The sequence below is a fragment of the Paenibacillus foliorum genome (assembly GCF_013141765.1).
GTDB classification, from domain to species: domain Bacteria; phylum Bacillota; class Bacilli; order Paenibacillales; family NBRC-103111; genus Paenibacillus_S; species Paenibacillus_S foliorum.
In genome coordinates this window covers 40926-64858 of the sequence record NZ_WHOD01000052.1, presented here as the reverse complement: position 1 = coordinate 64858, position 23933 = coordinate 40926, and the positions used below count along the sequence as shown (strand labels likewise).

Annotated in this window: 19 protein-coding genes; 17 read left to right on the top strand and 2 right to left on the bottom strand. The window is 43.2% G+C overall.

Features of this window, described 5'->3' with window-relative positions; all coding sequences use genetic code 11:
* Positions 1 to 22: 22 nt before the first annotated feature.
* On the bottom strand, positions 23 to 802 hold the full coding sequence (locus tag GC093_RS12230; protein ID WP_171652156.1) for a hypothetical protein: 780 nt from the start codon (positions 800 to 802) through the stop codon (positions 23 to 25).
* A gap of 210 nt (positions 803 to 1012) precedes the next feature.
* Here GC093_RS12230 and GC093_RS12225 point away from each other — a divergent pair, with 210 nt between their 5' ends.
* On the top strand, positions 1013 to 2413 hold the full coding sequence (locus GC093_RS12225; protein ID WP_171652155.1) for a PDZ domain-containing protein: 1401 nt from the start codon (positions 1013 to 1015) through the stop codon (positions 2411 to 2413).
* A gap of 526 nt (positions 2414 to 2939) precedes the next feature.
* The gene (gene hmpA / locus GC093_RS12220; protein WP_171652154.1) at positions 2940 to 4154 is read left to right on the top strand and encodes an NO-inducible flavohemoprotein; all 1215 of its coding nucleotides are present in this window, start codon (positions 2940 to 2942) and stop codon (positions 4152 to 4154) included.
* A gap of 52 nt (positions 4155 to 4206) precedes the next feature.
* Here the strand turns inward: hmpA and GC093_RS12215 are convergent, their stop codons facing one another.
* Positions 4207 to 4731 carry a Crp/Fnr family transcriptional regulator gene (locus GC093_RS12215; RefSeq protein ID WP_171652153.1) on the bottom strand — a complete coding sequence of 175 codons (525 nt, stop codon included), beginning with the start codon at positions 4729 to 4731 and terminating at the stop codon, positions 4207 to 4209.
* 778 nt (positions 4732 to 5509) lie between these two features.
* Here GC093_RS12215 and GC093_RS12210 point away from each other — a divergent pair.
* The 15 genes from GC093_RS12210 to GC093_RS12140 all read left to right on the top strand — a co-directional run bounded on the left by GC093_RS12210 (position 5510) and on the right by GC093_RS12140 (position 23813).
* Positions 5510 to 5857 (top strand): DUF2294 domain-containing protein, encoded by a 348-nt coding sequence (locus GC093_RS12210; protein WP_171652152.1) that lies wholly within the window; start codon positions 5510 to 5512, stop codon positions 5855 to 5857.
* A gap of 281 nt (positions 5858 to 6138) precedes the next feature.
* A complete protein-coding gene (locus GC093_RS12205) occupies positions 6139 to 7230 on the top strand; it encodes an ABC transporter substrate-binding protein (protein ID WP_171652151.1) in 1092 nt (363 codons plus the stop codon).
* A gap of 101 nt (positions 7231 to 7331) precedes the next feature.
* A complete protein-coding gene (locus GC093_RS12200) occupies positions 7332 to 8261 on the top strand; it encodes a nucleoside hydrolase (protein ID WP_171652150.1) in 930 nt (309 codons plus the stop codon).
* 34 nt (positions 8262 to 8295) lie between these two features.
* Positions 8296 to 9117, top strand: coding sequence for an ABC transporter permease (locus tag GC093_RS12195; RefSeq protein ID WP_171652149.1), 822 nt, complete (start codon positions 8296 to 8298; stop codon positions 9115 to 9117).
* A 5-nt stretch (positions 9118 to 9122) separates the two neighbouring features.
* Entirely contained in the window at positions 9123 to 9911 is a 789-nt protein-coding gene (locus tag GC093_RS12190; protein WP_171652148.1) for an ABC transporter permease, read from the top strand.
* Between the two features lie 15 nt (positions 9912 to 9926).
* Complete coding sequence (locus tag GC093_RS12185) at positions 9927 to 10988, top strand: ABC transporter ATP-binding protein (RefSeq protein ID WP_171652147.1); 1062 nt, start codon at positions 9927 to 9929, stop codon at positions 10986 to 10988.
* A 21-nt stretch (positions 10989 to 11009) separates the two neighbouring features.
* Positions 11010 to 12719 (top strand): adenine deaminase C-terminal domain-containing protein, encoded by a 1710-nt coding sequence (locus tag GC093_RS12180; RefSeq protein ID WP_171652146.1) that lies wholly within the window; start codon positions 11010 to 11012, stop codon positions 12717 to 12719.
* Positions 12720 to 13076: 357 nt separating this feature from the next.
* Positions 13077 to 15422: a helix-turn-helix domain-containing protein gene (locus tag GC093_RS12175; protein WP_171652145.1), complete on the top strand. Its 2346-nt coding sequence runs from the start codon at positions 13077 to 13079 to the stop codon at positions 15420 to 15422.
* A 359-nt stretch (positions 15423 to 15781) separates the two neighbouring features.
* Positions 15782 to 16681, top strand: coding sequence for an ABC transporter permease (locus GC093_RS12170; RefSeq protein WP_376768647.1), 900 nt, complete (start codon positions 15782 to 15784; stop codon positions 16679 to 16681).
* Positions 16682 to 16777: 96 nt separating this feature from the next.
* Complete coding sequence (locus GC093_RS12165) at positions 16778 to 17659, top strand: carbohydrate ABC transporter permease (RefSeq protein ID WP_171652143.1); 882 nt, start codon at positions 16778 to 16780, stop codon at positions 17657 to 17659.
* 62 nt (positions 17660 to 17721) lie between these two features.
* On the top strand, positions 17722 to 18864 hold the full coding sequence (locus tag GC093_RS12160; protein ID WP_171652142.1) for an enolase C-terminal domain-like protein: 1143 nt from the start codon (positions 17722 to 17724) through the stop codon (positions 18862 to 18864).
* A gap of 47 nt (positions 18865 to 18911) precedes the next feature.
* The gene (locus GC093_RS12155; protein ID WP_171652141.1) at positions 18912 to 20465 is read left to right on the top strand and encodes an extracellular solute-binding protein; all 1554 of its coding nucleotides are present in this window, start codon (positions 18912 to 18914) and stop codon (positions 20463 to 20465) included.
* Between the two features lie 274 nt (positions 20466 to 20739).
* Positions 20740 to 21597, top strand: coding sequence for a carbohydrate ABC transporter permease (locus GC093_RS12150; RefSeq protein WP_171652289.1), 858 nt, complete (start codon positions 20740 to 20742; stop codon positions 21595 to 21597).
* Positions 21598 to 21610: 13 nt separating this feature from the next.
* Complete coding sequence (locus GC093_RS12145; RefSeq protein WP_171652140.1) at positions 21611 to 22441, top strand: carbohydrate ABC transporter permease; 831 nt, start codon at positions 21611 to 21613, stop codon at positions 22439 to 22441.
* A gap of 31 nt (positions 22442 to 22472) precedes the next feature.
* On the top strand, positions 22473 to 23813 hold the full coding sequence (locus tag GC093_RS12140) for an ABC transporter substrate-binding protein (RefSeq protein WP_171652139.1): 1341 nt from the start codon (positions 22473 to 22475) through the stop codon (positions 23811 to 23813).
* The last annotated feature ends 120 nt before the right edge of the window (positions 23814 to 23933 follow it).

The following is a 23933-nucleotide window of genomic DNA, read 5'->3' as shown; positions in this document are numbered from 1 at the left end:
CAGAGACTTCCTTTGTTACTTATTATTCCGCTGTAAAGTTAATGTCATACCATTTAGCTGCGGATTCATTTTTAAAAGTAAAAACCTTATGTTCTTTTCCTTCTTTGTCGAGGTACACATATATTTCTTTATCATCCTCTAGTTTATATTTCATGTCTTCGCCTTTAATTGATGTATAAGTAATTTCAAACTTGAGTAGTTCGTCTAATTTTACAATGTTATCAAGGTTCTCGCCTCTTATTAAGGGGATATATAGGGTTGTATTCTTATCGATAACACCAAAGTTATAATTAAATCGATTCACATTGGGATCATTTTTCGGTTTCAAAAGAAATTCTATTTTGCAATCTAAGATTATTTCAGGGGTTCCATAGTGCCTAATTTTTATGAACGGAATAGTTGTATTTTTTATTAATTCACTATTATTATCCACACTTAATATGTTCTCTAGTTGTTGATATATGAGGTCCGCTTTTTTTGTAGATAGAATCCTTTTATTACGGCCCTTATCCGTATTATGAAGAAGAATTGGAGCTTCGACCTTTTCAGCTACAATGTATGACCGATTTGTTTCTTTTTCATAACTTTCAGTTTTCTCATTTTGACTTTTTATTTGTTCATTAGCAATGATAAAGGCTACAATCCCGCCAATAATCCCACCTGAATAGTTTCCAAAAAAACTTAACCAGTCTGCACTCGCTGCCAAACCAAATGAAGGCATTAGTATCAGAATATTTATTACAATTGGGGCACAAAATGCAATGAATACAATTTGTCGTTTTGTCTTATTATTTAATCTCAATATAATCTCTCCTAGTTTGAGATAGAAAAATTCATTTTAACATATTATGTAATTGTGCAACAATAACTTTGTACAACAATAACTTTGTACAACAATAACTTGTTTAATAGAGGACTTTGATTAGCATCGATCCCCAAAAAAGTTTATACTTTGAAAGACTCATGATTGGTTACTACACGGTAAAAGGATGAATTAAATGGGGGAATCGTATTGAGGTTTTCGCAGAGACTTTATTACTCGGGAATGGCTTTGGTTCTTGTGTTAATCGTGGCCGGGGAATTAATCTGGCTGCCCGATCCTCTACGATTCGGTACAGGGCTTTATTGGATTGATGCTCTGGATTTATCTGTTTATGTAGTTGCACTTATTCCATTAATCTGGATGTTAGCCTCATTGCTAATCTTGTTAAATACAGTTCGGAAGCCTTCCGCTTCTCGTGCAGGTTGGGCTTTCTTAAGAAGTGCGGCCGTGTTTGCGGCAGGTGTAATAGCACTGTTTTATATTCTTACTCAGCCGAAGCAGCTAGAATATTGGATGAGTGCTTTGGGAGCAGCCTGGTTATTGGTTTTTGTTGATCTTTTGTTTATGGAACGAAAAAATCGTAGGATACCCATGCGCAGCCTTAGTACGTTCGTTGTAATGATAGGTTTATTGTTTTTTTTATGCTGCCCGACTGGTTACATGGTCACCTATCCAGGATTGACGGTGAATATGAACCGATATGCACAGGCCGCAGGAGCAAGCTCACATGGATCGATGACAGGCGTTCTCGTTTTTGAAAGACCAGCCTTCCCGATTGACTGGGTGTATGCTAAGCTACTGCCTCATTATGGGATTGAAGTGAATAAACTTCAGATATCACTGGGAGAATATAATAAACAAGTACGGATTATGAAGGTGGATGCCAATGCTGCGGGAAGTGCCATCGCATTTCAGAAGCTCGGGTTAGGTAAAGGGATCACCTCGAATGGGGTTATCATCATGGCTATTACAAAAAACAGTCCTGTTGAAGGTATTCTTCAGCTCGGTGATGTGATTGAGGCGGTCAATAAACATAAGGTTTCAAGCGCTCAGGAGCTGGCTGAGTACATGGTATCGGTTAAGCCTGGAGATCAAGTGGAGGTTCAAGTATTACGCGGCGATAAGTCTTGGATTGTGCAGACAAAAACGCAGGCAAATCCTAGTGACCCTAACAGGGCTGCTTTTGGAGTTAATGTAAGCAACAAACTGCAATATGATATTCCAGCAACCATTAATTATCGTAGCTTTTTGCTTCATGAAGGAGGGCCATCGCATGGGGCTTTGCTTGCTCTTACTTTGATCGATCAGCTTACGCCATGCGGCATAACTTATGGAAATAAGGTAGCGGGTACTGGAACCATAGAGCCGGACGGGTCGGTCGGTTCTGTAGGAGGATTAGAGCAGAAAGCCTATACCGTCAGCAGGACGGATAGCGATGTGTTTTTTGTACCCTATACCAATGAACAGGATGCAAGAAAGGGAGCGCCGGGACTGCAGATCGTGCCTGTGCACACTTTGGATGATATGTTGAATTGGTTGAAGCTGCACCCCAAACAAGAGGCGAGTTCTTCTTGTTTAAAAGGTGCTTAAGGCTGGGCTGAGCCTTGGCTAGGAAACTCCGATGTTGCCATGGTATGAGCTTAAAATGAGTTTAGTGGAACTTAAAGTTCCTTTATTCAGTATTCTTGATCGATATAGAGACGATAGCGGAAGGCGAACTTCCTTTATCAGGAAGATGCAGGCAGCAAACCCACAAAAACGAAGTGATAAAGGAACTAACGTTTCCTCTATTTCTTCGTTTTTGTGCTTTTATTAGAAATAACGTAACAATCACTTCCTCTATATCCCGAACCACGGAGGCAGCTTTTTTGCGAATAAACTTGTCAGGACCCTGCGGGAACGCTTAATCATCAACATCTGAATCCGCTAAGACATCAAGGGGAAGGACTAACAACGTTTGCAATAATTCCAAAGCAGATAATGGAGCAGCTTCAACCAATATTAGGCGGACTAGTCACAAATCGTTGCTTTTTGATGTGATCGTAATCACTTGGGGGAGTCGTGCCCTCGTTTATACTTACTGTTATAGCAAGTGACATATAGGAGAGTGATTCCAATGCTAAGTGAAAAAACAATACTAACCATAAAATCTACGGTACCTGTTCTAGAAGTACATGGAATGGCTATCACCAAAAAGTTTTATGAACGTTTATTCACCCATCATCCTGAGCTGTTGAATATATTCAATCATGCTAATCAAAAGCAAGGCAAGCAGCAGGCTGCATTAGCTAACGCGGTGTACGCGGCTGCACTGCATATAGATAAATTGGAAGCTATATTGCCAGTAGTGAAACAGATTGCTCATAAGCACCGAAGTCTCGGCGTCCGAGCAGAGCATTATCCAATTGTAGGGGAGCATTTGCTGGCAGCTATCCAAGAAGTACTGGGTGATGCAGCTACGGATGAAATTCTGCGAGCTTGGAGTGAAGCGTACGCTGTTATCGCCGATGCATTCATTAGTGTCGAGGCTGATATGTATAAGCAATCTCAAGAGCAGAATGGAGGATGGGCTGAGTTCAGGTCATTCCGAGTGGCGCGTAAGGTGAAGGAGAGCGACGTTATTACTTCCTTTTACTTGGTTCCTCAGGACGGTGGGGCGATTGCTGCTTTTGAGCCGGGTCAGTATATTAGTGTGAAAATACAAATCCCAGGAGATTCCCATACTCACATTCGCCAATACAGCCTCTCAGACGCATCGGGGAAATCTTATTATAGAATTTCGGTTAAAAGGGAAGATGCGCTTCAAGGGCGCCCCGCGGGAAAAGTTTCGGTATTTTTGCACGAGCAGATTAAAGAAGGAGACGTTCTTGCAATTTCTGCGCCAGCTGGTGATTTTACTTTGGAGCTGCAGGATTCGAAGCCGATTGTATTAATAAGCGGAGGGGTAGGATTAACTCCGATGATCAGCATGCTGAACACATGGGCAGCAACGGATCCGAGCCGTCCCCTGACCTTCATCCATGCAGCTCAGCATGGAGATATGCACGCAATGCGCGAGCATGTGGAGGAGCTTGCACTCCAGCACCCGCAATTATCCGTCCATTGGTGCTATGCGAGACCAACGGAGCGGGATAGAGAGGCGAACGCATTTCATAAAGAAGGCTTGATCGACTTCCCATGGTTAACAAGCGTTGTGGGCAATAAAGAGTCTAGCTTTTATTTTTGCGGGCCGACACCCTTTATGAAGGCTGTGAATGAAATACTTATAGAATGGGGCGTCACCAAGACGAACATTCATTATGAGTTTTTTGGTCCCGCCAGTAATTTGTAAAAAGACGCAACTTGCAGCTCCAAGGCGGCGTATGCTTACCGAACCCAATCCGTTAGCAGCTATTAGGGTCTCCTGATGAAGCGGATTGGGCTCGCAGCAGCCGGTTAACCGTTTCGCGGCGAAGCCCGATGAACTGACCTATCTCATCCTGCGTTAGCACATCTGTTAGCTTGCCCGTACCGATATAGGCTTGGAACCAGAGCTGCAGCTTTCGAAGCCTCTCAAGTGGAGTGGTCTCGGTAAGCTGGTCGATACGCTGCTGCATCATGCGAAGCTTCTCTTGCAGCTGCAGAGCGATAGCCCGGCATTTCTCAGGATCACGTTCATTTTCGATATACCAATCTGCAGCGGGAAGCATTTCAACTTCACAGGTGATAAGCGCGATGGCTGTCCCGTTATATGGATTTGGACTAATGAGGGAATGATGGGGGATGATTTCTCCGGGTACAATAATATTCAAGAGAACAGCATTTCCGTCCTCATGAATTCGGATAATTTTCAGCAGACCTTTTCTCAGATGGTAGAGTGGACCGGATTCTCCTTGACGAAACAAGGTTTCACCTTTATGTAGAATCATTTATGAATAGCCTCCTAAGAGCTTTTCTTGAGAAAAGCTAAGATCGTAAGAATAAGCAGAGCTTTTCTTAAGAAAAGCTAGCATCGTAAGCATAAGCTTATCTAATAGCGAGAGCCTGAAACACAGGCTATTCGCTTTTTTTTAGTTCAACCTCAAAATCAGTGCTTGACCCGCCTCCGATCATCAGCTTGTACCATATCCTGCAAACATGCAGTTATTTTCGATCAAAAATTTGCTGTTGAGGAAAGAACTGCGAAAGTACAGCAATTTTTATGTAAAACGGTACGGTTCAGCTAAGAATGAAAAAAGAACTGCACATTTGCATGAATTTACGAAGACTGCTGATATAACAGACAAAAGGCTGTATAGATGCAGTTTTTTGGCGTAGGAAATGACTTCGACCAAAATCTTGTGCGCTACCATGGCCATTGCCGTTCGTAAGGCCTTGTCAAGCACTAAGCAGTTTAAGTAGCCGAAATCGAATGACTTCGTAAAGAGCTTAGCAGGTAAGTAGGATGCACTTATTTCAGATTTGAGTCCTTTTTTTGTACCATTAATTTCTATTATAACAGGTTGAGAAGTTGAGCAAACATAGCAAAATTACCCTCGATCCATCAATCCATTCGGGAAACAGACTCTCTTTTATGAAAACAGTATGAAAATCAGCTTTTTTTATATATAAAGACGAACGATTGCTTGATAAATTGTTGAATTCTATGTATTATATACAAATAGATTATATGATTATGGGTCAAAAAATGCTCCAGAAGGTGATCCCATGCCCCTAATAGATTCTAGTGAAAACAGGAAAAAGCTGTGTCACCTATATAATGAGATTGCCAAGGAGCTATTCGGGTTTGGCACTACGCTGCTGAAGGCATCACTGGATCATAACATCATTACGATACATGCCAAACATCGCCGTTCTCCGCGCTCTTCAGCTTTAGAGGGGGAAGCCCCGACGCTGAAACATGAGGTTGATTTTTATATGTCCTCCATTTACAAAAAGAAAATCCGGGAGAAGCTGGAGCTGGAAATGGGCTTATCCATTGAAGCTGTATTAAGGGATTACGATCCACCGACACAATGGGCCATTACGAACATCATTCTTAAACAAACCGAATAGTCCAGTCGGCGTTTCTCTTTTGATCTATCTTAAGAGGAAACCACATGTTACATAAACGGATGTCTCTTTGCATTGTTTACAATGAGAAGTGCTCTTGTTAGAAGATTTTATTCTATCAGGGGTACTTCTTTGTTTTTTTAGTTATATAAGAAATGATAAGTTTTGTTGGTATCAGATGGTATTCCGTGTATATTGTGGGACTTGGGAAGGATACTAATGAAAAATCACAGTGATTCACGATTCAAATCATACATTTATACAAAATTGGGAGGACGATGATTATGAAAAAGAGAATGTTTCAAGGGTTACTTTCCTTAACTGTGGCAGGATTAGCTTTGACGGGCTGTGGAGCTCCTGCAAAAGAGCAGGGAAATACAGCGGGCGGCGCTGCACCGGCACCGGCTCAGAAGGGCGAACCAACGAAGCTGGTTATTTCCACTTGGGGGTTCTCCGATGATTTCTTCAAGAAAGAAGTATACGCACCCTTCGAGAAGGAACATAATGTTCAAATCGTTTTGGAGACGGGCAACAATGCGGAGCGTCTTAACAAAGTGAAGCAAGGCAGCTCAAGCGTAGATCTTATTTATTTATCCGATTATTATGCGCAGCAAGGTATTGAAGCAGGTCTGTTTGATAAAATCGACCGCAGCCGTATTCCAAACCTGAAGGATATTTATGATGTAGCCAAAGCACCGCTTGGTGAAGATTATGGTCCTGCTTATACGATCGGTCAATTGGGAATAGCCTATAGCCCTAAAGCCGCGGGTAAAGAAATCAAATCCTGGAGTGACCTGTGGAGTCCTGAACTTACTAAGAAGCTGACTCTGCCTAACATTACATCCACAAGTGGCCCTATGATTTTGGATGCAGCATCTGTCGTTGCTGGCAGCACTACATTTAATGCGGATCAAGCTTTTGCCAAGATCAAAGAATTGAACAAAGGCGTAGTTAAGTATTACAGCCAAACCTCCGAGTTCGTGAACATGTACGCGCAAGGCGAAATTGCCGCAGGACCGATTATGGAAATGTATGTTAAGGATTTGAAGGCAGCTGTGCCGGATACCAAATTCATTACACCGCAAGAGGGCGGTTACGCGATTATGAATACGGTCAATGTAATTAAAGGAAGCAAAAGCAAACAAGTTGCGGAAGATTTCATCAACTGGCATTTGAGCAAAGAGGTACAAGAGAAATCAGCTAAAGCTAAAGTAGATTCTCCTGTTAACACGACGCTGAAATTGACTCCTGAAGAAGCAACTGGAATCACTTACGGCGCTGATGTAGTGAGCAAGCTTCGTAAATTGGACATGAAGGCTGTTAACCAGAACCTGAAATCCTGGATCGATCGTTGGAACCGTGAAGTAACGCAATAATAGGCTTTATATAAAGCAGTGGCAAGGGTATATGACCTAGCAAGCTCTAGCATGTACCCTTGTTATCTGTTCAGTCACGGAAAGTACAAGGGGGAAGTTTAATGAAGAAGGTCATCCTCGACGTAGATACGGGAATAGATGATGCTCTTGGCATTTTACTGGCCATCCGCAGCGGTCAGCTCGATATTCTGGGGATTACTACCGTTAACGGTAACGTATCCTTGGACCAAGCGACAACGAATACTTGCAAAATTTTGCAGCTGGCTGAACTTGAGCAAGAAATTCCTGTCATTCGAGGAGCGGATAAACCATTTTTGCGGACGTCCTTTTTTGAACACAGGGTTCACGGACAGGATGGACTAGGCGGAGCCTTAAGCGATATGCCGGTTCATCAAACTGTTCAGGAGGGACATGCTGCTGATTTCATTATTGAACAGGTACGCCGACATGCCGGGGAAGTCACTCTGGTAATGACTGCGCCTCTGACGAATCTAGCTCTTGCCGTAATGAAATATCCTGCATTGGTTCATGAAGTGAAGGAAGTCATAGTTATGGGCGGTGTAGTTGCGAGCTTCGGTAATGTAACCCCAACTGCGGAATATAACATCTATGTAGATCCAGAGGCAGCAAAGCTTGTGCTTCAAGCTGGCTTCCCGTCCCTAACTCTTGTTGGTCTGGATGTCACTCGAAAGGCATTGCTGACAGAGGAGCATATTCAAGCTCTGGGGGATTCCCCCATCAGTCGTTATGTTCGAGAAAGTACGGCTGATTATATGAAGCGGTACTACGAGCGGTACGGTGTCAGGGCTTGTGCATTACATGATCCGCTGGCTGTAGGTGTGGCTATCAATGGAGCATTGGTTACCACGAAGCATTATTATGTAGATGTGGAAACGAAAAGTGAGCTTTGCGACGGGCAAACGGTATGCGACTTTCAGAATCGCTTGTCCAAGGAGCCGAATGTCCATGTTTGTCTCGACGTAAAGGCAGACGAATTTCTCCAGCTATTTACCCGGGCCCTGCGTGCCTAGCGAAAGCTAACTCAAGGAACAGGAGAAAAGTTACATGAAGAGAACGTATTTATATTTATTATTGATACCGGGTCTGCTGTTTCTGACGGTGTTTATGGTAGTGCCGATTCTTCTGACGATAGGCTCAACCTTTTTCAATAAAGGAGCATTTACCTTTGAAGGTTATATGCACTTTTTCAAGGATCCTTATTTCCTTAAAATACTGATGACAACATTGCGTGTCAGCCTATTTACTACGTTGTTGTGTATTATTATAGGGTTTCCCGTTGCTTATTACATTTCCAGACGGTCTCCGAGGCAAAAGGCGATCCTGCTCGCGCTGGCTATTTTTCCACTGCTTACGAGCTCGGTTGTCCGTTCCTTCAGCTGGATGATCATTTTGGGCAAAAAGGGCTTGCTTAACAACTCGCTTATTGCTATGGGGTTGATTCAAGAGCCTTTGGATATTTTGTATACACCTACTGCGATGATAATCGGTCTGGTTCATTTGTTCTTGCCGTTAATTATTATAACTTTGGTCGGTGTTATGGAGAATATAGATCCTGACCTGATTAAAGCGGCGGAGAGTTTAGGTGCGAACCGCTTTGTAGCTTTCTGCAAGGTAATTGTGCCGCTAAGTGTACCAGGATTAATTATAGGGAGCATTCTTGTGTTTGTTGGAAGCTTTACAGCTTATACAACGCCGGCATTATTAGGCGGGAAACAGCGAGTGATCTCCACATTTCTGTATCAAAATGCCATTACGCTTAACGATTGGTATTTGGCCTCTGTCATCGCCACGATCATGATCGTCATAACGTTCTTGGTCATTGGTCTCATGAACAAGCTGGCTAATAAATTAAATCCGAAGGGGTAGAAGGGATGCAGGAGAAGAATCGAGGTCTAGGCCTGTTTACGCTGCTTGTATATTTATTTTTGCTCGGACCGCTTGTGATTATTGCTTTCACTTCATTCGAACCTGGGAGCGTCTTGAAATTTCCGCCCCAAGGCTTCTCGCTTAAGTGGTACAGCAACATTTTGGAAGTTTCAATGTTTGTAAAAACCTTCTACACTTCGATCATCGTATCGCTTATTGGTAATTTATTGGCACTGCTGATAGGTATGCCGGCGGCGTATGCATTAAGCCGATTTGAGTTTAAAGGGAAAAATTTACTCAATGCTATTTTTATTTCTCCGGTTCTTATTCCGGGAATTGTACTTGGGTTCACGATGCTGAAATACGTAATCGTGACGTATAACCTGCCGATTTATGCGGCACTGCTGATTGGACATACGGTGGTTATGCTGCCCTTTATTATACGTGTTATTGCATCAAGCTTATCGAATTTCGACTTCGCCATAGAAGAAGCAGCTTTAAGTCTGGGTGCTGGACAGCTGAAGACCTTCTTCAAAGTGGTGCTGCCGAATATCAAATCCGGTATTATCGCAGCCGTTCTTATCGCTTTCTTGGAGTCCTTTAATAATGTCGATATCTCCGTATTTATGACCGGTCCAGGGGTCAGTACGCTGCCTATCCAAATGCTGACGTACGTGGAAAATCATTTTGACCCAACGATTGCCGCTATATCCGTAATTCTTATGATCTTTACAGCACTTTTCATGTTCGTGATCGAACGGCTGATGGGTCTATCCTATTTTACCAAACGATAATGGAGGCTTTCGCTTATGGCTTTGCTAACTCTAGAGGGTGTATCGGTTGCCTATGACCAACAATATATTTTGAAGGATTTTAACCTGAACGTGGAAAAAGGGAGCCTTATTTCGCTGCTCGGCCCGAGCGGCTGCGGCAAGACAACTACTCTGCGGCTTATCGCCGGGTTTTTGGAGGCAAAAGAAGGCCGATTTACGTTGAACGGTGTAGACTATACGCGTGTACCCGTCAATAAGCGTAACTTTGGCTTCGTATTCCAGAGCTATGCCTTGTTCCCGCATTTATCGGTTTACGACAATGTAGCGTTTGGGCTTCGACTGCGCAAGGTGAGCGGGGCTGAGCTAGACCGTCGTGTAAGAAAAATGCTCGATACGGTTAGCTTGTCCGGCTTTGAGAAGCGGTTCCCTAAGGAACTGTCAGGAGGCCAAAGACAACGGGTTGCTATTGCCCGGGCGCTTGTGATCGAGCCGGATTTATTGCTATTCGACGAGCCGCTAAGTAATCTGGACGCCAATCTGCGTGTGAACATGCGGGTGGAAATTCGCCGCATTCAACAGGAGCTGGGCATTACCACCGTCTATGTTTCCCATGATCAGGAAGAGTGCTTCTCTATATCGGATCAGGTTGCCATCATGAATAAAGGGATCATAGAACAGCTGGACCGGCCTGCTACGATTTTCAAATATCCGAAGACGGAGTTTATAGCTCGGTTTATCGGTTTTAACAATTTTATATCCTTTGATGAAAGACAAGAAAGAAGCGATGAGGTCGAGCTTAAGGTTAAGAGCTATACTTTTATCGCGGCTAAGAGCCCTGGCAAAGGGGAGCAGAAGGGCAAGAAAGGCGCTATTCGCCCTGAAGACGTGATTATTGGTTCAACGGAAGAAATAGGACAGGGTCCGAATCGCGTGGCAGGACGTGTGAAAGTAAGCACATTCCTAGGGAGAAGCTACCAGTATGTCGTGGAGACTGATTTGGGGGATTTCACTGTAAACAAAGAAATGGAAGCCCCTTATTCTAATGGCAGCGAAATACGTCTTCTATTCCCTAGTGAGAAATTAGTTTTAGTTGAGTAGTGAATTTGGAGGTGCAAGCAAATGCTAGTCGATTTGCTGATTGAAAATGTACAGATCTACAACAGTTACTTTAAAAAGTTCGTCCATGGCAATGCAGCAGTAAAGGACGGTAAATTTTTATATATCGGAAATCGTGGTGCAGAAAGCTTCGAAGCTGGTGAAAGGCTAGATGGGCAAGGACGATACATGATCCCCGGTCTGATTGATATTCATCTTCATATTGAAAGCACGATGGTCACCCCGGAAACTTTCTCCTATGGGCTTATCAAGAATGGAGTAACTACCATTGTGCCGGAGCCTCATGAAATGGCTAATGTTTTCGGGCTTGACGGTGTGAAGGAAATGATCAAGGCGAGCAAAGATTGTGTGGCCGATATGTTTTATGCGATTCCAAGCTCAGTACCGGCAACCTCTATGGAAACGACAGGGGGAGCTATTGAAATTGAGGATTTGGATGAGCTCCTGCGATCGGAAAAAATCATTTGCTTAGGCGAAATCATGAACTATGTGGATATCATTAAGGATCCTGATTGCAAGACGAATCAAATTTTAACTCATATCCGCAGTAATTATCCGAATTTAATAATCGAAGGTCATTGTCCTAAGCTGCTTGACCTGGATTTACAAAGGGTGATATACAGTGGGGTAGATTCCGATCATACCCATCAAACGATAGAAGGAATGGAAGCGCGGATCGGTGCAGGGATGTTTATTGAGATCCAGGAGAAATCAATGACGCCTGAAGTGATGGATTATTTAATTCAGCATGATGTTGCCGAACATTTCTGCTTCGTAACCGATGATGTGATGCCGGATTCCTTCCAGCGTCGGGGGCACTTGAATCATATTGTTCGCAAAGCAATTGAGATGGGAATGGAACCGGAGAAAGCGATTTACGCGAGTACCTTCACCCCTTCCAAAAGGATGAGAATGTATGACCGTGGAGCTATTGCTCCAGGAAAAATCAGCGATTTTTTATTGATCTCGAATTTGTCAGAGCTGACTATCGACCAAGTATTTAAAAAGGGCCGGAAGGTATACGATGCAGCAGAAACCTACAGCTCCAAAGCGAGTCAGGGTGCATTTCCTGCGCATTACTATACAAGTGTTAAGCTGCCGCAGCTGAGTGAGAAGGATTTCTCAGTGGCTGTAGATTCCGTTGATGGTCGTTACGCGTGCCGCGTGATGATGGTGAAAGACGGTTCGACTTTCACTGAAGAGCATAAGGGAGAGGCAGAGATTCGCCAAGGCGAGCTATGCTGGCAGGAAAGTGGTTACGGGCTTATTGCTACGTTCGAACGTTACGGAAAAAACGGGAATCGCGCATTCGGCTTAATTGGCGGCGATACGATCAAACGTGGTGCCGTAGCGACGACTTACTCTCATGACAATCACAATCTGCTTGTTGTAGGGCATAATGTCGAAGATATGATGCTGGCCGCCAATGAAGTGATTAAGAATCAAGGTGGCTTTTGTGTAGCAGATAATGGGGAGCTGCTTGCGAACCTCCATCTGCCGGTAGGCGGCATTTTAACAGAAGCATCACTGGAACAGACAGCAATGGAGCTGGAGGCTATCCGCAAAGCGATGAAGTCGCTAGGGTACAAGCATTATAACCCGATAATGTCGATCAGCACACATTCACTAGCTGTTAGTCCAGCGCTGAAAATCACAGATCATGGATTAATTGACGTAAATGAAGGCAAGGTTGTTTCTTTAATAATTGGCTAGTTCAATTGTATATATGGGATAGTAGGAATGAGGAGAGAGTTGATGAGCTTTCTCCTTTTTTTATGATACTTATGGATATGGTTTTGGGGTAAGTGAACTGCATGTAAGGGGTAATGTTCCCATACATAGTACCTCGCTCCTAACGAACAAACGTAATCTTCCAACGCGCGCGGCTCCCGTGCGACGTTGTGTGTTGCATGGCGGTCGGTCGAACCCCACGCTGCTAATGAAGGTTTCTAAGATATCTTGATTATTTCATATCATCATAATACAGTGTATATTGTGTAAGGGTAATATATATAGTATTGTGTATAGATAATATTATGGGTTTTGGCGATAGGATGTGTGGAGGATCATATGATTAAGCCAATCGGCAGAAGCAGAGGAAGTTTTTTCTGGAAAAACCTAGGATTGGTCCTGTTGATTACCTGTATACCTATTGCTTTCATAGGCATCATTCTATATTACATCGGAACCTCTCGAATCGAAGCCGAAGTGAACAGGGCACATCAGAATCAGCTTAACCTGTCCATTCAACAGATGAATGATTATTTAACTAATCTTGAGCATTCTGTGGTGAGGCTTGCTTTCGATCGAAGCATGGATGAAATGCTAAAGAATATGGATCTGATTCAAGAATTCAGTAAAACAAACGAATTTATGAAATCGTTTTCATTAATAACCGAATCGAATTCTCTCATCGACAGTGTTAGCTTATATTTGCGCGATGCGGATAAGCTGCTTGGTGACGAGGTTGGATTTCAATCTATCCGAATGGATGAGGACCGGAAGCTCTTAGAATCCTTGTTGGAGAAAGAGCGCACGATCTACTGGAATTATTCATTAAAGAAGATAAATAAGCCCAATTCGAAGAACAAAGCCATTATCATCAAGCTTCCTGGAGGCCAAATGTACGGTTCTTACGGAGCTTTTATCATCTATTTGGATCAGGATAAATTAAATACGATGGTGTATAAGCTAGTCTCAGGAGAAGGAGTCGCTTTCTTATTTAACGAGAATGGAGACTATTTGACGACCCCTCGTAATAATGAACCTACTCCAGATCAACTATCTTTGGAAGATGCACTTAAAAATCAGATTATGAAGGAAAATTTTAATGATCATTTGTTCAAGTATGAATGGCGAAATCAAATCTACACGGTATCGTACGGTAAAATAGCTAAGCTAGGCAGCAAATGGACCGTTGTTTCCGCAACTCCCTTGTCGCAAATTACAGCCCCTGTAACTTTTTTGTCCCGTCTTATTTTATGGATCAGTATGGTTGGACTGACGATTGGGCTACTGCTTTCTTGGTTCGCATCCAACAAAATGTACGCTCCGATCTATCGATTGAAGAATTTGTTCGAAGCTTCCAGAAATAACCGGTCAGAAGAAAAAGATGAAATCATCTATATTGAAAATCAGTGGAGGCAGCATCTGAAGGAACAGCAGGCACTTGATATGAGAATTAAGCAGTCCATTCCGGCTCTCCGGGAAAGCTTTCTATTGCAGTTTTTGCAGGGGAATTTGTACACTCATACGGAATCGGAGATTATTAATAAAATGAAGCAGCTGGATTGGGATGTGGAGAATAAAAGGTTTGCAGTAATGGTCGCGCAGCTGCATGGTCTTTCGGATCTCGGTGGAAAATTCACAGAGCGGGACGCTCAGCTCATTACGTTTGCCGCCTCCAATATTATATTGGAGCTCTGCTCCGAGAAGCTAAAGCTGGTTCACGTAACAAATTTTCAGGATTTATCCGTAGGTATATTTTTCGCGTTGGACAATAGCTTCACTAATGAAGAGATTAAGGGTTTGCTCAATAAGCTTGCTCATGATTATATAGTTTCGGTTAATAATGTACTGCGTCTAAGGATAACCATAGTCATGGGCAAAATTTCCGATTCGATCGTGGAGATACCCAATGTACTCGATCAAACAAGAAAAGCACTGCGCTTTCGCGATCTTCATACAACCAACCAGATGCTGGATATGAATCAATTTATGATTGAAAATACGAGCCTCAAGCATTTTCCCTCTGAGCTGGAAAGAGATATTGTGCATGCGGTCAACATGGGTCTTGAAGAGGAAGCGGTCCGTCTTATCCAACAATTTATGATTGAGCTGCAAAGCAACAACAGCACTGAGTTAATGGTGCATCAAGGTATGATGAAGCTGCTGGGCACTCTCCATGACACTATCATCAAGCATGATGTGAATCTGTATACCTTATACGAAGGGATTCACCTTTATGAACAGCTCATGCAAATATCCGAGCCGGATCCAATTGTGGATTGGTTTCAGTATAAGCTGATTCGTCCCTTTATTAAGACATTAACCATTGCTTATGACAGCAATATGCGAGAAACGATGAATAAGCTGCACGGGCAAATTCAACAGGAAATACTATTGGACATATCGCTTGAAATGTATGCCGACCAATTGCAGATGAGCTCCTCGAAGCTAAGTAAGGCGTTCAGGCAAATCAATGGCATCAATTTTATCGATTTCATTATTCGTTTACGAATTGAGAAATGTAAAGAACTGTTGGTTACAACCGATATGAAAATCAATGATATAGCCGGGCTGCTACACTATCAACCCTCCCATTTAATTCGTATCTTTAAAAAGAGTGAAGGTATTACTCCCAGGCAGTATCGTGAGAAGCATACTCAAGGCAATCCTTCAGATTCTTCGGCATAAAATGAAGTTAAGCCCTTCGAATTTTTGGAGGGCCTTTTTGTGAGCAAGAAATGATTCAGCGCAAATTTGCTGTTGTAAGAGCCTTTTGTTGAAATTCAAAAAAAGACGATAGCCGGAAATTTTGCACGGGCATAGTGATAATTTATTGGTATTGCGTTTGTAATGACAGCGCTCTATTGTTAGGGCATCAGTCAATCAAACAAACCAGTTTTATGGAAAGGGGAGACGAAACCTATATTGATCATGTATGGATAAGGAATGAACATAGCTTGAATTAACAAGTGAGGAGGAAGAGGTAGATGGATTTCCAAGCGACGAAGTCAATTTCGCAACCGCTTGCAAAAAGGAAAAGTAAGACGATGCTTTGGTCCGACCTTAAACGTGACAGGTATTTATACCTTCTGGTTTTTCCAGGTATCCTGTACTTTCTTATTTTCAAATATTACCCCATGTGGGGCATCATCATAGCTTTTCAAGATTATTCTCCCTATATGGGGGTATTGAAAAGCAGTTGGGTAGGAATCGAACATTTTGTAAGATTTTTCACCAACCCGAGCTTTTATCTTCTGTTTCGCAACACGATGATGATCAGCTTATTGAGCTTAATTTTCTTTTTTCCTTTACCTATTTTGTTGTCCCTTTGTATGAATGAGGTTGGCAATAAATATTTTAAGCGAATCATTCAATCAGTTGTCTACTTACCCCATTTTCTATCTTGGGTTATTATCGCAGGAATTACCTTCTTACTGTTTTCGCAATCCAGTGGAATTATCAATCTTATGCTTGAGTACATGGGGTACTCTAAGATAGATTTTCTAACTAATGCCAATTTCTTCTGGGGACTGCTTACTGGGCAAAATATTTGGAAGGATACCGGCTGGGGAACGATTATATTCCTGGCTGCCATAACCGGGATTGACTCACAGCAGTATGAAGCGGCCAAGATTGACGGTGCTAGCCGAATTAGACAAATATGGCACATCACGCTGCCAGGTATTCGCAATGTTATTATTATTCTCTTGATTTTGCGATTGGGTCATATTATGGATGTTGGCTTCGAGCAGGTGTTCTTGATGTCTAATGGCGCAGTAGCGAATGTTTCTGATGTATTTGAAACATATGTTTACCGAAATGGGATTCAGCAAGGTCAATTCAGCTATACAACGGCTGTCGGTTTATTCAAATCAATTATTGGGCTGGCGCTTGTTGTTTGGGCTAACTGGCTGGCCAAGCGTTTTGGTGAAGAAGGCGTTTATTAAGTAGCTGATTACGAAGGCAGTCTTGGCTATCGCCAAAACGAACGAATGCTAACGAAGACAGTTTTTGCTATCGCAATAACTCTAGGGAGTGATTAAATGAAAGAAAGCCTGGGAGACCGCATATTTAGTATAGCTAACATGGTTCTCTTGGTTGTAGTTGGAATCATTACATTGTTTCCCTTGTACTACGTATTCGTCGTTTCTTTTACAGAGCCGCATGAGTACATTGAGAAATATGGTTTTGTGCTCTTGCCGAGTAAATGGAGCTTAAGCTCCTATGAATACTTGATGTCGACATCAGCTTTTATTCGAGCCACTGGGATTAGCGCTTTTCTGGCAACGGTAGGAACGGTCTTGAGCCTTATGGTAACATCGGCCTTCTCCTTCGGATTATCGCGAAAGAGATTGCGCGGTAGAAAGCTGATGATGTTTATGGTCATGTTTACGATCCTGTTTAATCCGGGAATTATTCCACTCTATCTACTGGTGCGAGATCTGGGCTTGATCAACAGCATTTGGTCCTTGATTATTCCCGTTCTGACCAGCGGTTGGTACGTGATCCTAATGAAAAGCTTTTTTGATAGCATTCCTGTCGAGTTGGAGGAAGCGGCTTTGATGGATGGGTGCAACGACCTAAGCGTTTTTTTCAGGATTATATTGCCGCTTTCCGCCGCTTCACTTGCTGCATTCGGGTTATTCTATGCGGTAGCGTACTGGAACACGTTCTTTAGCGCTGTGCTCTATATCAATGATTTTACGAAAGTGCCCTTACAAATTGTACTGCGCAACATGCTGATCGATTCCGATACGGCTATGGGTGGAGCATCGGCTGTGGAAATGGCTTCAGATAAGCAGCTTCCCACTCAAACGATCAAGATGGCCGCTGTGGTTGTATCAACCCTTCCCATTTTGATGGTATACCCATTCCTGCAAAAGCATTTTACCAAGGGTGTCATGTTAGGCTCCGTAAAAGGATGAGCTGGCATAAATAATTATTTCCATTGAATTTATAATCACATTATCAAAGGAGAGAAGGAAAAATGACTAATTTTACAGATTTGGAAAGCAATTGGCGTATTGAGAAAATCGAACGAGTCGTTATGAAGGGGGAGCGCCGGAGGTTGGCGGGCTGTAATGCTAGACTTGGCGTACATGGCAAGGAAGTCAGCTTTCCGTTGCTTCGCATCACAATCGGGGGCATTGCAGGATATGGTTGGTCCAACATAACCCGTGAAGCTGCAGAAGCCTTGATCGGAGCTACGGTTAACGAAATATTTTCGGAGGAACAGTGGATTCAGGATCGCTTTCTAAAGATTCAGTTCCCTCTGTTCGATTGGCTAGGGAATGTTAGAAAAACACCCGTGTACGAGCTGCTGACTAATAAACAGTGGACAACCCAGCTAAGTGTTCCATGCTACGATACTTCGCTGTATTTTGATGACCTGCATCTGAGTTCAGAGGCCGATGCGGTTCGTTTGCTCCAAGAAGAAGCTATGCAGGGATACAATGAGGGCTTCCGCGGGTTTAAAATCAAGGTGGGCCGTGGTGCGATGCATATGGATTTGATGGAGGGAACGAAAAGGGATATCGCTATTGTCAATGGGATCAGGGATGTGGTCGGTCCGGACTGCAATATTTCGATCGATGCGAACAATGGATACAACTTGAACCTGACCAAGCATGTACTTAAGGAGACAGCTCAGTCCAATCTGCTGTGGATGGAGGAAGCCTTTCATGAGGATGACAGGCTATATCGTAATCTAAAAGAATGGTTGGCCGAGCAGAAGCTAGATGTGCTGATAACAGATGGCGAAGGATTGGCTGCCGGGCCTATCGTCGAATGGGCGGAGCAAGGCTTGATTGATGCGATACAGTATGACTTGAAGGACTATGGAGTTGTAAATTGGTTGAAGCTGAGTGATCGGCTTGCCAAGAGCGGAGTAAAAGCAGCGCCGCATAATTATGGCGGGTTCTACGGTAACTTTGCATCTGCCCAGGTCTATCCGGCTATCCAAGGATTCATGTTCGTCGAATGGGATCAAGCGGAAATTCCAGGTATCGATACGTCAGGTTACTCGATCAAGGATGGCAAGATAGCAGTGTCTTCAGCGCCAGGGTTCGGTTTGCATATAGATGCGGCTAATTACGAGAATAAGGTGCGAGAAAACGGCTGGGTTGTTTGATCTCAATGGATACAACCAATAAACATGATATGAGGAGATGAGTTCGCATGAAAATAAGTGATACGCATTTGTTCAAAAAGCCTACTCTGTTAGTTTTGTCCACTATGGTTGTATTCTCTTCGCTTGCCGCAGCTTGCTCTTCGTCTGCACCAGCAGCTCCGCCAAAGGATGGGGCGACGACTGCAAAGGAAGAGTCCAAGACGCCAAGCAAGCCTACAGAGATCAAGATTATGGCTGATTACACAATAGCACAGCCCCCATCACCCGATAATCCGGTGCTAAAGGAATTTGAGAAGAAGACTAATACGAAGCTGACGGTTCAATGGGTACCAGGCGGCGACTATTCGGATCGCGTTAATGTCGCACTTGCCGCAGGCGATATTGCAGACTTAATTAAAATCCCCAGCATTACAACTCCGTTATTCCGCCAAATGGTGAAGCAGGGAGCTTTCTGGGATTTGACGCCTTATGTCAAGGACTATCCGAATTTAGTATCACTGGATTCTAAGATATGGAATAATACGAAAATTGATGGAAAAAGCTATGCAGTGCCAGCCGGACGGCCTTTGAACGGAGGAGGATTTTTCTCCATTCGCAAAGATTGGGTGGATAAGCTCGGTTTGAAAATGCCTCAAACGATGGATGAGCTTTATACCGTGATGAAAGCTTTTAAAGATAATGCGCCTGACGGTAAAAAAGATACCATCGGATTTACAATGCGTGGTGCCAATGTTATCGAAGAGGTTTTCGCAGGAACCGTTGGCAAGTGGAAGGAGAAGGATGGCAAGCTTATCAATATGAATCTGGAGCCAGAGGTGAAGGAATCATTAATCTATCAACGCAAATTATACCAAGAGGGATTGATTCCTCAGGATTTCCCAGTGTTAAAGGAAACACAATATTGGGAGCTAGCGACAAGTGGAAGAGCCGGGGTTACAGTGGAAACTCCTGAGGCATTATTCCGATATACGATGGACCAATGGAAGAAGGATCCGAAGGTAGAATGGACTCCTATGGTGTCCTTAAGTCCCAAAGCCGGAGGCAAGGCCTATGTATCCCAGAGCACAGGCATGAATGGTGTTCTGGCTATACCGAAATCAGTGCCTGAAGAAAAGATGAAAGCAATCCTGAAATTCATTAATTATGGTTCCGGCGGTGAAGGCTTGGATCTAACGCTGTATGGGATTAAAGATGTTCATTACAGCGTTGTAGACGGTCTGAAGGTGGCTAACGACAAGGCAGTAGCAGATAGTGTAGGGACAGCCTCATGGGGGAAGATGTTCAGTACACCTGTTGTGGATTTATGGCAGTATGCAGCGGGTATGCCTAAAGAGGTTTATCAAAGAAACATGAAAATTGCGGAAGAAAGAGGTAAGATTTCTACTGGTGACCCGACGATTGGCTTGGTTTCCGAGACGGAGCTTAAGATGGGCGCCGACTATACGAAGAAAATTGCGGATATGAAAACGCAAGTCATCATTGGTAAAATTCCTATAGAGGAATGGGATAAATACGTCGATCAACTTAAAAAGGACGCCAATTATCAAAAAATTATCGAAGAAATGAATGCAGAGTACAATAAACGTTCGGCTCAAAAGTAAGGCCGGGTTATGCTGGTAGCAGGCTGCAAGGGGATTCCCTAGCAGCCTGCATTTTTTTGGTTGGATAGAAGAAATATTTAGTAAAAATAATTACAATTCGGTCTAACCTCTGCATTATACAATAAAATTGGATTCTTTATAATGAAATTAACTTAGTTGATCAACTAATAGTTACATATAGAAAGGGGATGTTTCATTGCATTCCAACACGGTTATCGGTCTGCAGGCCAAAAAGGCTGCGGTCAGCAAAAGTAGGCTTCGCCGGATCGAAACGATGACCGGTTATGTATTTGTGGGCCCGATGCTTCTCGGCGTGCTTATGCTGGTAATGGTGCCAGTCATCGCTTCGTTGTTGTTAAGCTTTGCCGACTGGAACTTTGTGGCAGGCATTGATCAAATGAAATTTGTAGGCTTAGGAAACTTTAAAAGGCTAGTGGCCGACCCGATATTCTGGAAATCAATAACGAATAATATGCTTTTTATTCTGATCGTTCCCTTGTCGATGATCCTTGCCCTTCTCTTGGCGGTTGTTATCAATAAATCGGTTTATGGCAAGGATTTCTTTAAAATCATTTATTTCATGCCTTATATTTCGAGTATTGTTGCTATTGGAATCGTCTGGCAAGTGTTATTTCATCCGAGCCATGGTCCGGTCAACCAGATGCTGATTTCCATAGGAGTTGCCAACCCTCCCAAATGGCTGGCCGATGTGGATTATGCGCTTCCTTCACTCATGGGTATTATGACTTGGGCAGGTATCGGGTTTAACCTTATTATTTACATGGCCGGATTGCAGTCGATCCCCAAGGATCTTTACGAAGCGGCGGAAATGGATGGAGCCAGTCCATGGGTACAGCTCACCCGAATTACGATTCCAATGCTCTCGCCGACATCCTTCTTTTTACTAGTGACGGGCATTATCGGTTCCTTCAAAGTGTTTAATATTATTAGTGTACTGACGCAGGGAGGGCCAGCGCGGTCGACCTCGGTTCTCGTATATTATTTGTATGAAACGGCTTTTATTAATTTGAATATCGGTTATGCATCGTCTATGGCGTTGGTGCTTTTCGTGTTTGTTCTATTTATTACCCTGATCCAGTGGTACGGGCAAAAGAAATGGGTTAACTATTAAGGGGAGTGAAGGCATGATGTGGCCCAATCCGACGAAAATGATTATCACCGTGATCATGTCTTGTTTAGGAATTGCTTTTCTGTTACCGTTTATCTGGATGCTTTCTGCCTCATTGAAGCCGGAAGCCGATGTGTTCAACTATCCCGTAGAATGGATTCCTCAGCACTGGAATGTGGTGCAAAATTATAAAGCAGTATGGATGGGCAAATCCCCCTTCCCGCTTTTTTATTGGAACTCTTTGAAAATATCCTGCATCACGACATTCGTTTCTATTGTGGTTTCTTGCATGGCGGGTTATGGGTTTTCCAAAATTGATTTTAAAGGCAAGAACGTGGTCTTCCTCATGCTGTTATGTACGTACATGATTCCGCATGAAGCCATTCTAGTACCACAGTTCATTTTCTACCGTTGGTTGCAATTGTTTGACAGCCATACGGGACTGATTCTGCTTGGCAGCTTTAGCGTTCTCGGAACCTTTTTGCTTAGACAGTTTTTTCTGGGAATTAACAAGGAGCTCATGGAATCCGCAAAGCTTGACGGTGCAGGACATTATCGGACTTTCTTATATATCGGTATTCCGCTTGTTCGGCCGGCTATTGCTACTTATGCGATTTTGCGGTTTATCTGGAGCTGGAATGACTATCAGAACCCACTCATATTTCTTCGTTCACAGCATTTGTATACGCTTCAATTAGGTATTCAGTCGTTTGCGGACGAAAATGGTCAATTTTATTCACTCATCATGGCAGGCACGGTTTCAGCCATTATTCCACTGCTCGTTATTTTCATTATTGGACAAAGACAGGTTATTGAAGGGATATCTCTAGGCGGTGTAAAAGGGTAAAAAATCCAAGTGGTTTATGGGGGGAAATATTTTGAAAATAAAAGGATTAGCGTTATCACTTGCAGTTGTTCTTTCTTTCGGCACGATAATCGGTTGCTCTTCCGGACAAAGTGCACCGGACACGAAAAATAAAGATGTCACCTCAGGTGAAAAAAAGCCAATCGTCATTAAGCTGCACAGCTGGTATACGAACGAAAGGGAAGCGATCAACAAGGCTGTTGACGATTTCAATGCCAAGAACCCCGGTATTAAGCTGGAGTATGAGTTTCTCACTGAAAGTGCGATCGACGCTATGAAAAAGCTGGATTTATTGGCTGCATCAGGTGAGCAGTTAGACGTATTTGTACTAAATAGCTCCAGTAGTTACACGCAGCGTATTGGGATGGGAATGCTGGAGCCGCTCGATGAGTATATGAAGAAGGAAGGTGTTAATTATACCGATGAATATATGCTGGACATGAAATTTAACGGGAAATATTACGCCGTACCTGGCAAATACAGTGCAAAGCTGGTACTGTTGAATAAAGAGTATTTGGATGCTGCTGGACTTCCTGTACCGACGGATTGGACCTGGGATGATTACATGGATTACGCCAAAAAGCTGACAAAAGGTGAAGGTGTGAAAAAAATATATGGAGGACACTTTCATAATACATTGTTGAACCCGGTACTTTCGAATCAAGCGTTGGAAAACGGGATGTATAAAAAAGACGGAACACCGAATCTGGATAACGCCCGTACGAAAAAATCATTGGAAATGATGTGGAAAGCGCAGCAAGTTGATAAAACAGCAATGCCTTATTCAGACATTATCGCGCAAAAGCTGGATAGCCGGGCAGCCTACATGAAAGGCAATATCGCTATGGTATTTGACGGCTCCTGGCTGGTGAAGGAGTCCGGAGGCACAGCTCAATTGCCTGCAACCTTCAAAACGGTATACGCCCCCTATCCGAAGTTTTCCAAGGATGATCCCAGCGGATTAACAGGAGTGAATGGGGATTTCATCGCCGTATCCTCCAAGTCGAAGCATAAAGAAGAAGCTTATAAGGTAGCGAGGTATTTATCAACCGAAGGGTTAGTTCTTCAGGGCAAGGAGTTTCCAGCCTGGAAGAAAGCGGATAAATCCAAACTGGTAGATACAGTAATGAGTAATGTGGCTCAACCGCAATTTATGGATAAGGAATCTCTCCTGCACGTATTGAACACATTCAAATTTGCGGAACTGGATATGCCTCCTTCTTATAATGCAGAAGCACAGAAAGCATTCAACGCAGAATCCGAAAAGTTCTTGCTTGGTGTTCAGGATCTCAATACAACGATTTCCAAAGGGACCGAAGCGCTGAGCAAAATAGTGACGGCAAACAAAAAGTAATGAAACTTAAAGTATAAGGATCAGGGAGATGTCTCCTCGGTCCTTTTCTTGACAACGGAAAAGAAGTGAGTGAATGAACGGATGGTCGAACCTCCTTACTGTCAAATCATTTAGGCAAAA

Coding starts and splice junctions, on each gene's coding strand:
- GC093_RS12145 (WP_171652140.1), top strand. CDS start 21,611: ATGATGTGGCCCAATCCGACGAAAATGATTATCACCGTGATCATGTCT.
- GC093_RS12215 (WP_171652153.1), bottom strand. CDS start 4,731: ATGATTCTACATAAAGGTGAAACCTTGTTTCGTCAAGGAGAATCCGGT.
- hmpA (WP_171652154.1), top strand. CDS start 2,940: ATGCTAAGTGAAAAAACAATACTAACCATAAAATCTACGGTACCTGTT.
- GC093_RS12190 (WP_171652148.1), top strand. CDS start 9,123: ATGCAGGAGAAGAATCGAGGTCTAGGCCTGTTTACGCTGCTTGTATAT.
- GC093_RS12170 (WP_376768647.1), top strand. CDS start 15,782: ATGCTTTGGTCCGACCTTAAACGTGACAGGTATTTATACCTTCTGGTT.
- GC093_RS12150 (WP_171652289.1), top strand. CDS start 20,740: ATGACCGGTTATGTATTTGTGGGCCCGATGCTTCTCGGCGTGCTTATG.
- GC093_RS12155 (WP_171652141.1), top strand. CDS start 18,912: ATGAAAATAAGTGATACGCATTTGTTCAAAAAGCCTACTCTGTTAGTT.
- GC093_RS12180 (WP_171652146.1), top strand. CDS start 11,010: ATGCTAGTCGATTTGCTGATTGAAAATGTACAGATCTACAACAGTTAC.
- GC093_RS12185 (WP_171652147.1), top strand. CDS start 9,927: ATGGCTTTGCTAACTCTAGAGGGTGTATCGGTTGCCTATGACCAACAA.
- GC093_RS12200 (WP_171652150.1), top strand. CDS start 7,332: ATGAAGAAGGTCATCCTCGACGTAGATACGGGAATAGATGATGCTCTT.
- GC093_RS12160 (WP_171652142.1), top strand. CDS start 17,722: ATGACTAATTTTACAGATTTGGAAAGCAATTGGCGTATTGAGAAAATC.
- GC093_RS12195 (WP_171652149.1), top strand. CDS start 8,296: ATGAAGAGAACGTATTTATATTTATTATTGATACCGGGTCTGCTGTTT.
- GC093_RS12210 (WP_171652152.1), top strand. CDS start 5,510: ATGCCCCTAATAGATTCTAGTGAAAACAGGAAAAAGCTGTGTCACCTA.
- GC093_RS12175 (WP_171652145.1), top strand. CDS start 13,077: ATGATTAAGCCAATCGGCAGAAGCAGAGGAAGTTTTTTCTGGAAAAAC.
- GC093_RS12165 (WP_171652143.1), top strand. CDS start 16,778: ATGAAAGAAAGCCTGGGAGACCGCATATTTAGTATAGCTAACATGGTT.
- GC093_RS12205 (WP_171652151.1), top strand. CDS start 6,139: ATGAAAAAGAGAATGTTTCAAGGGTTACTTTCCTTAACTGTGGCAGGA.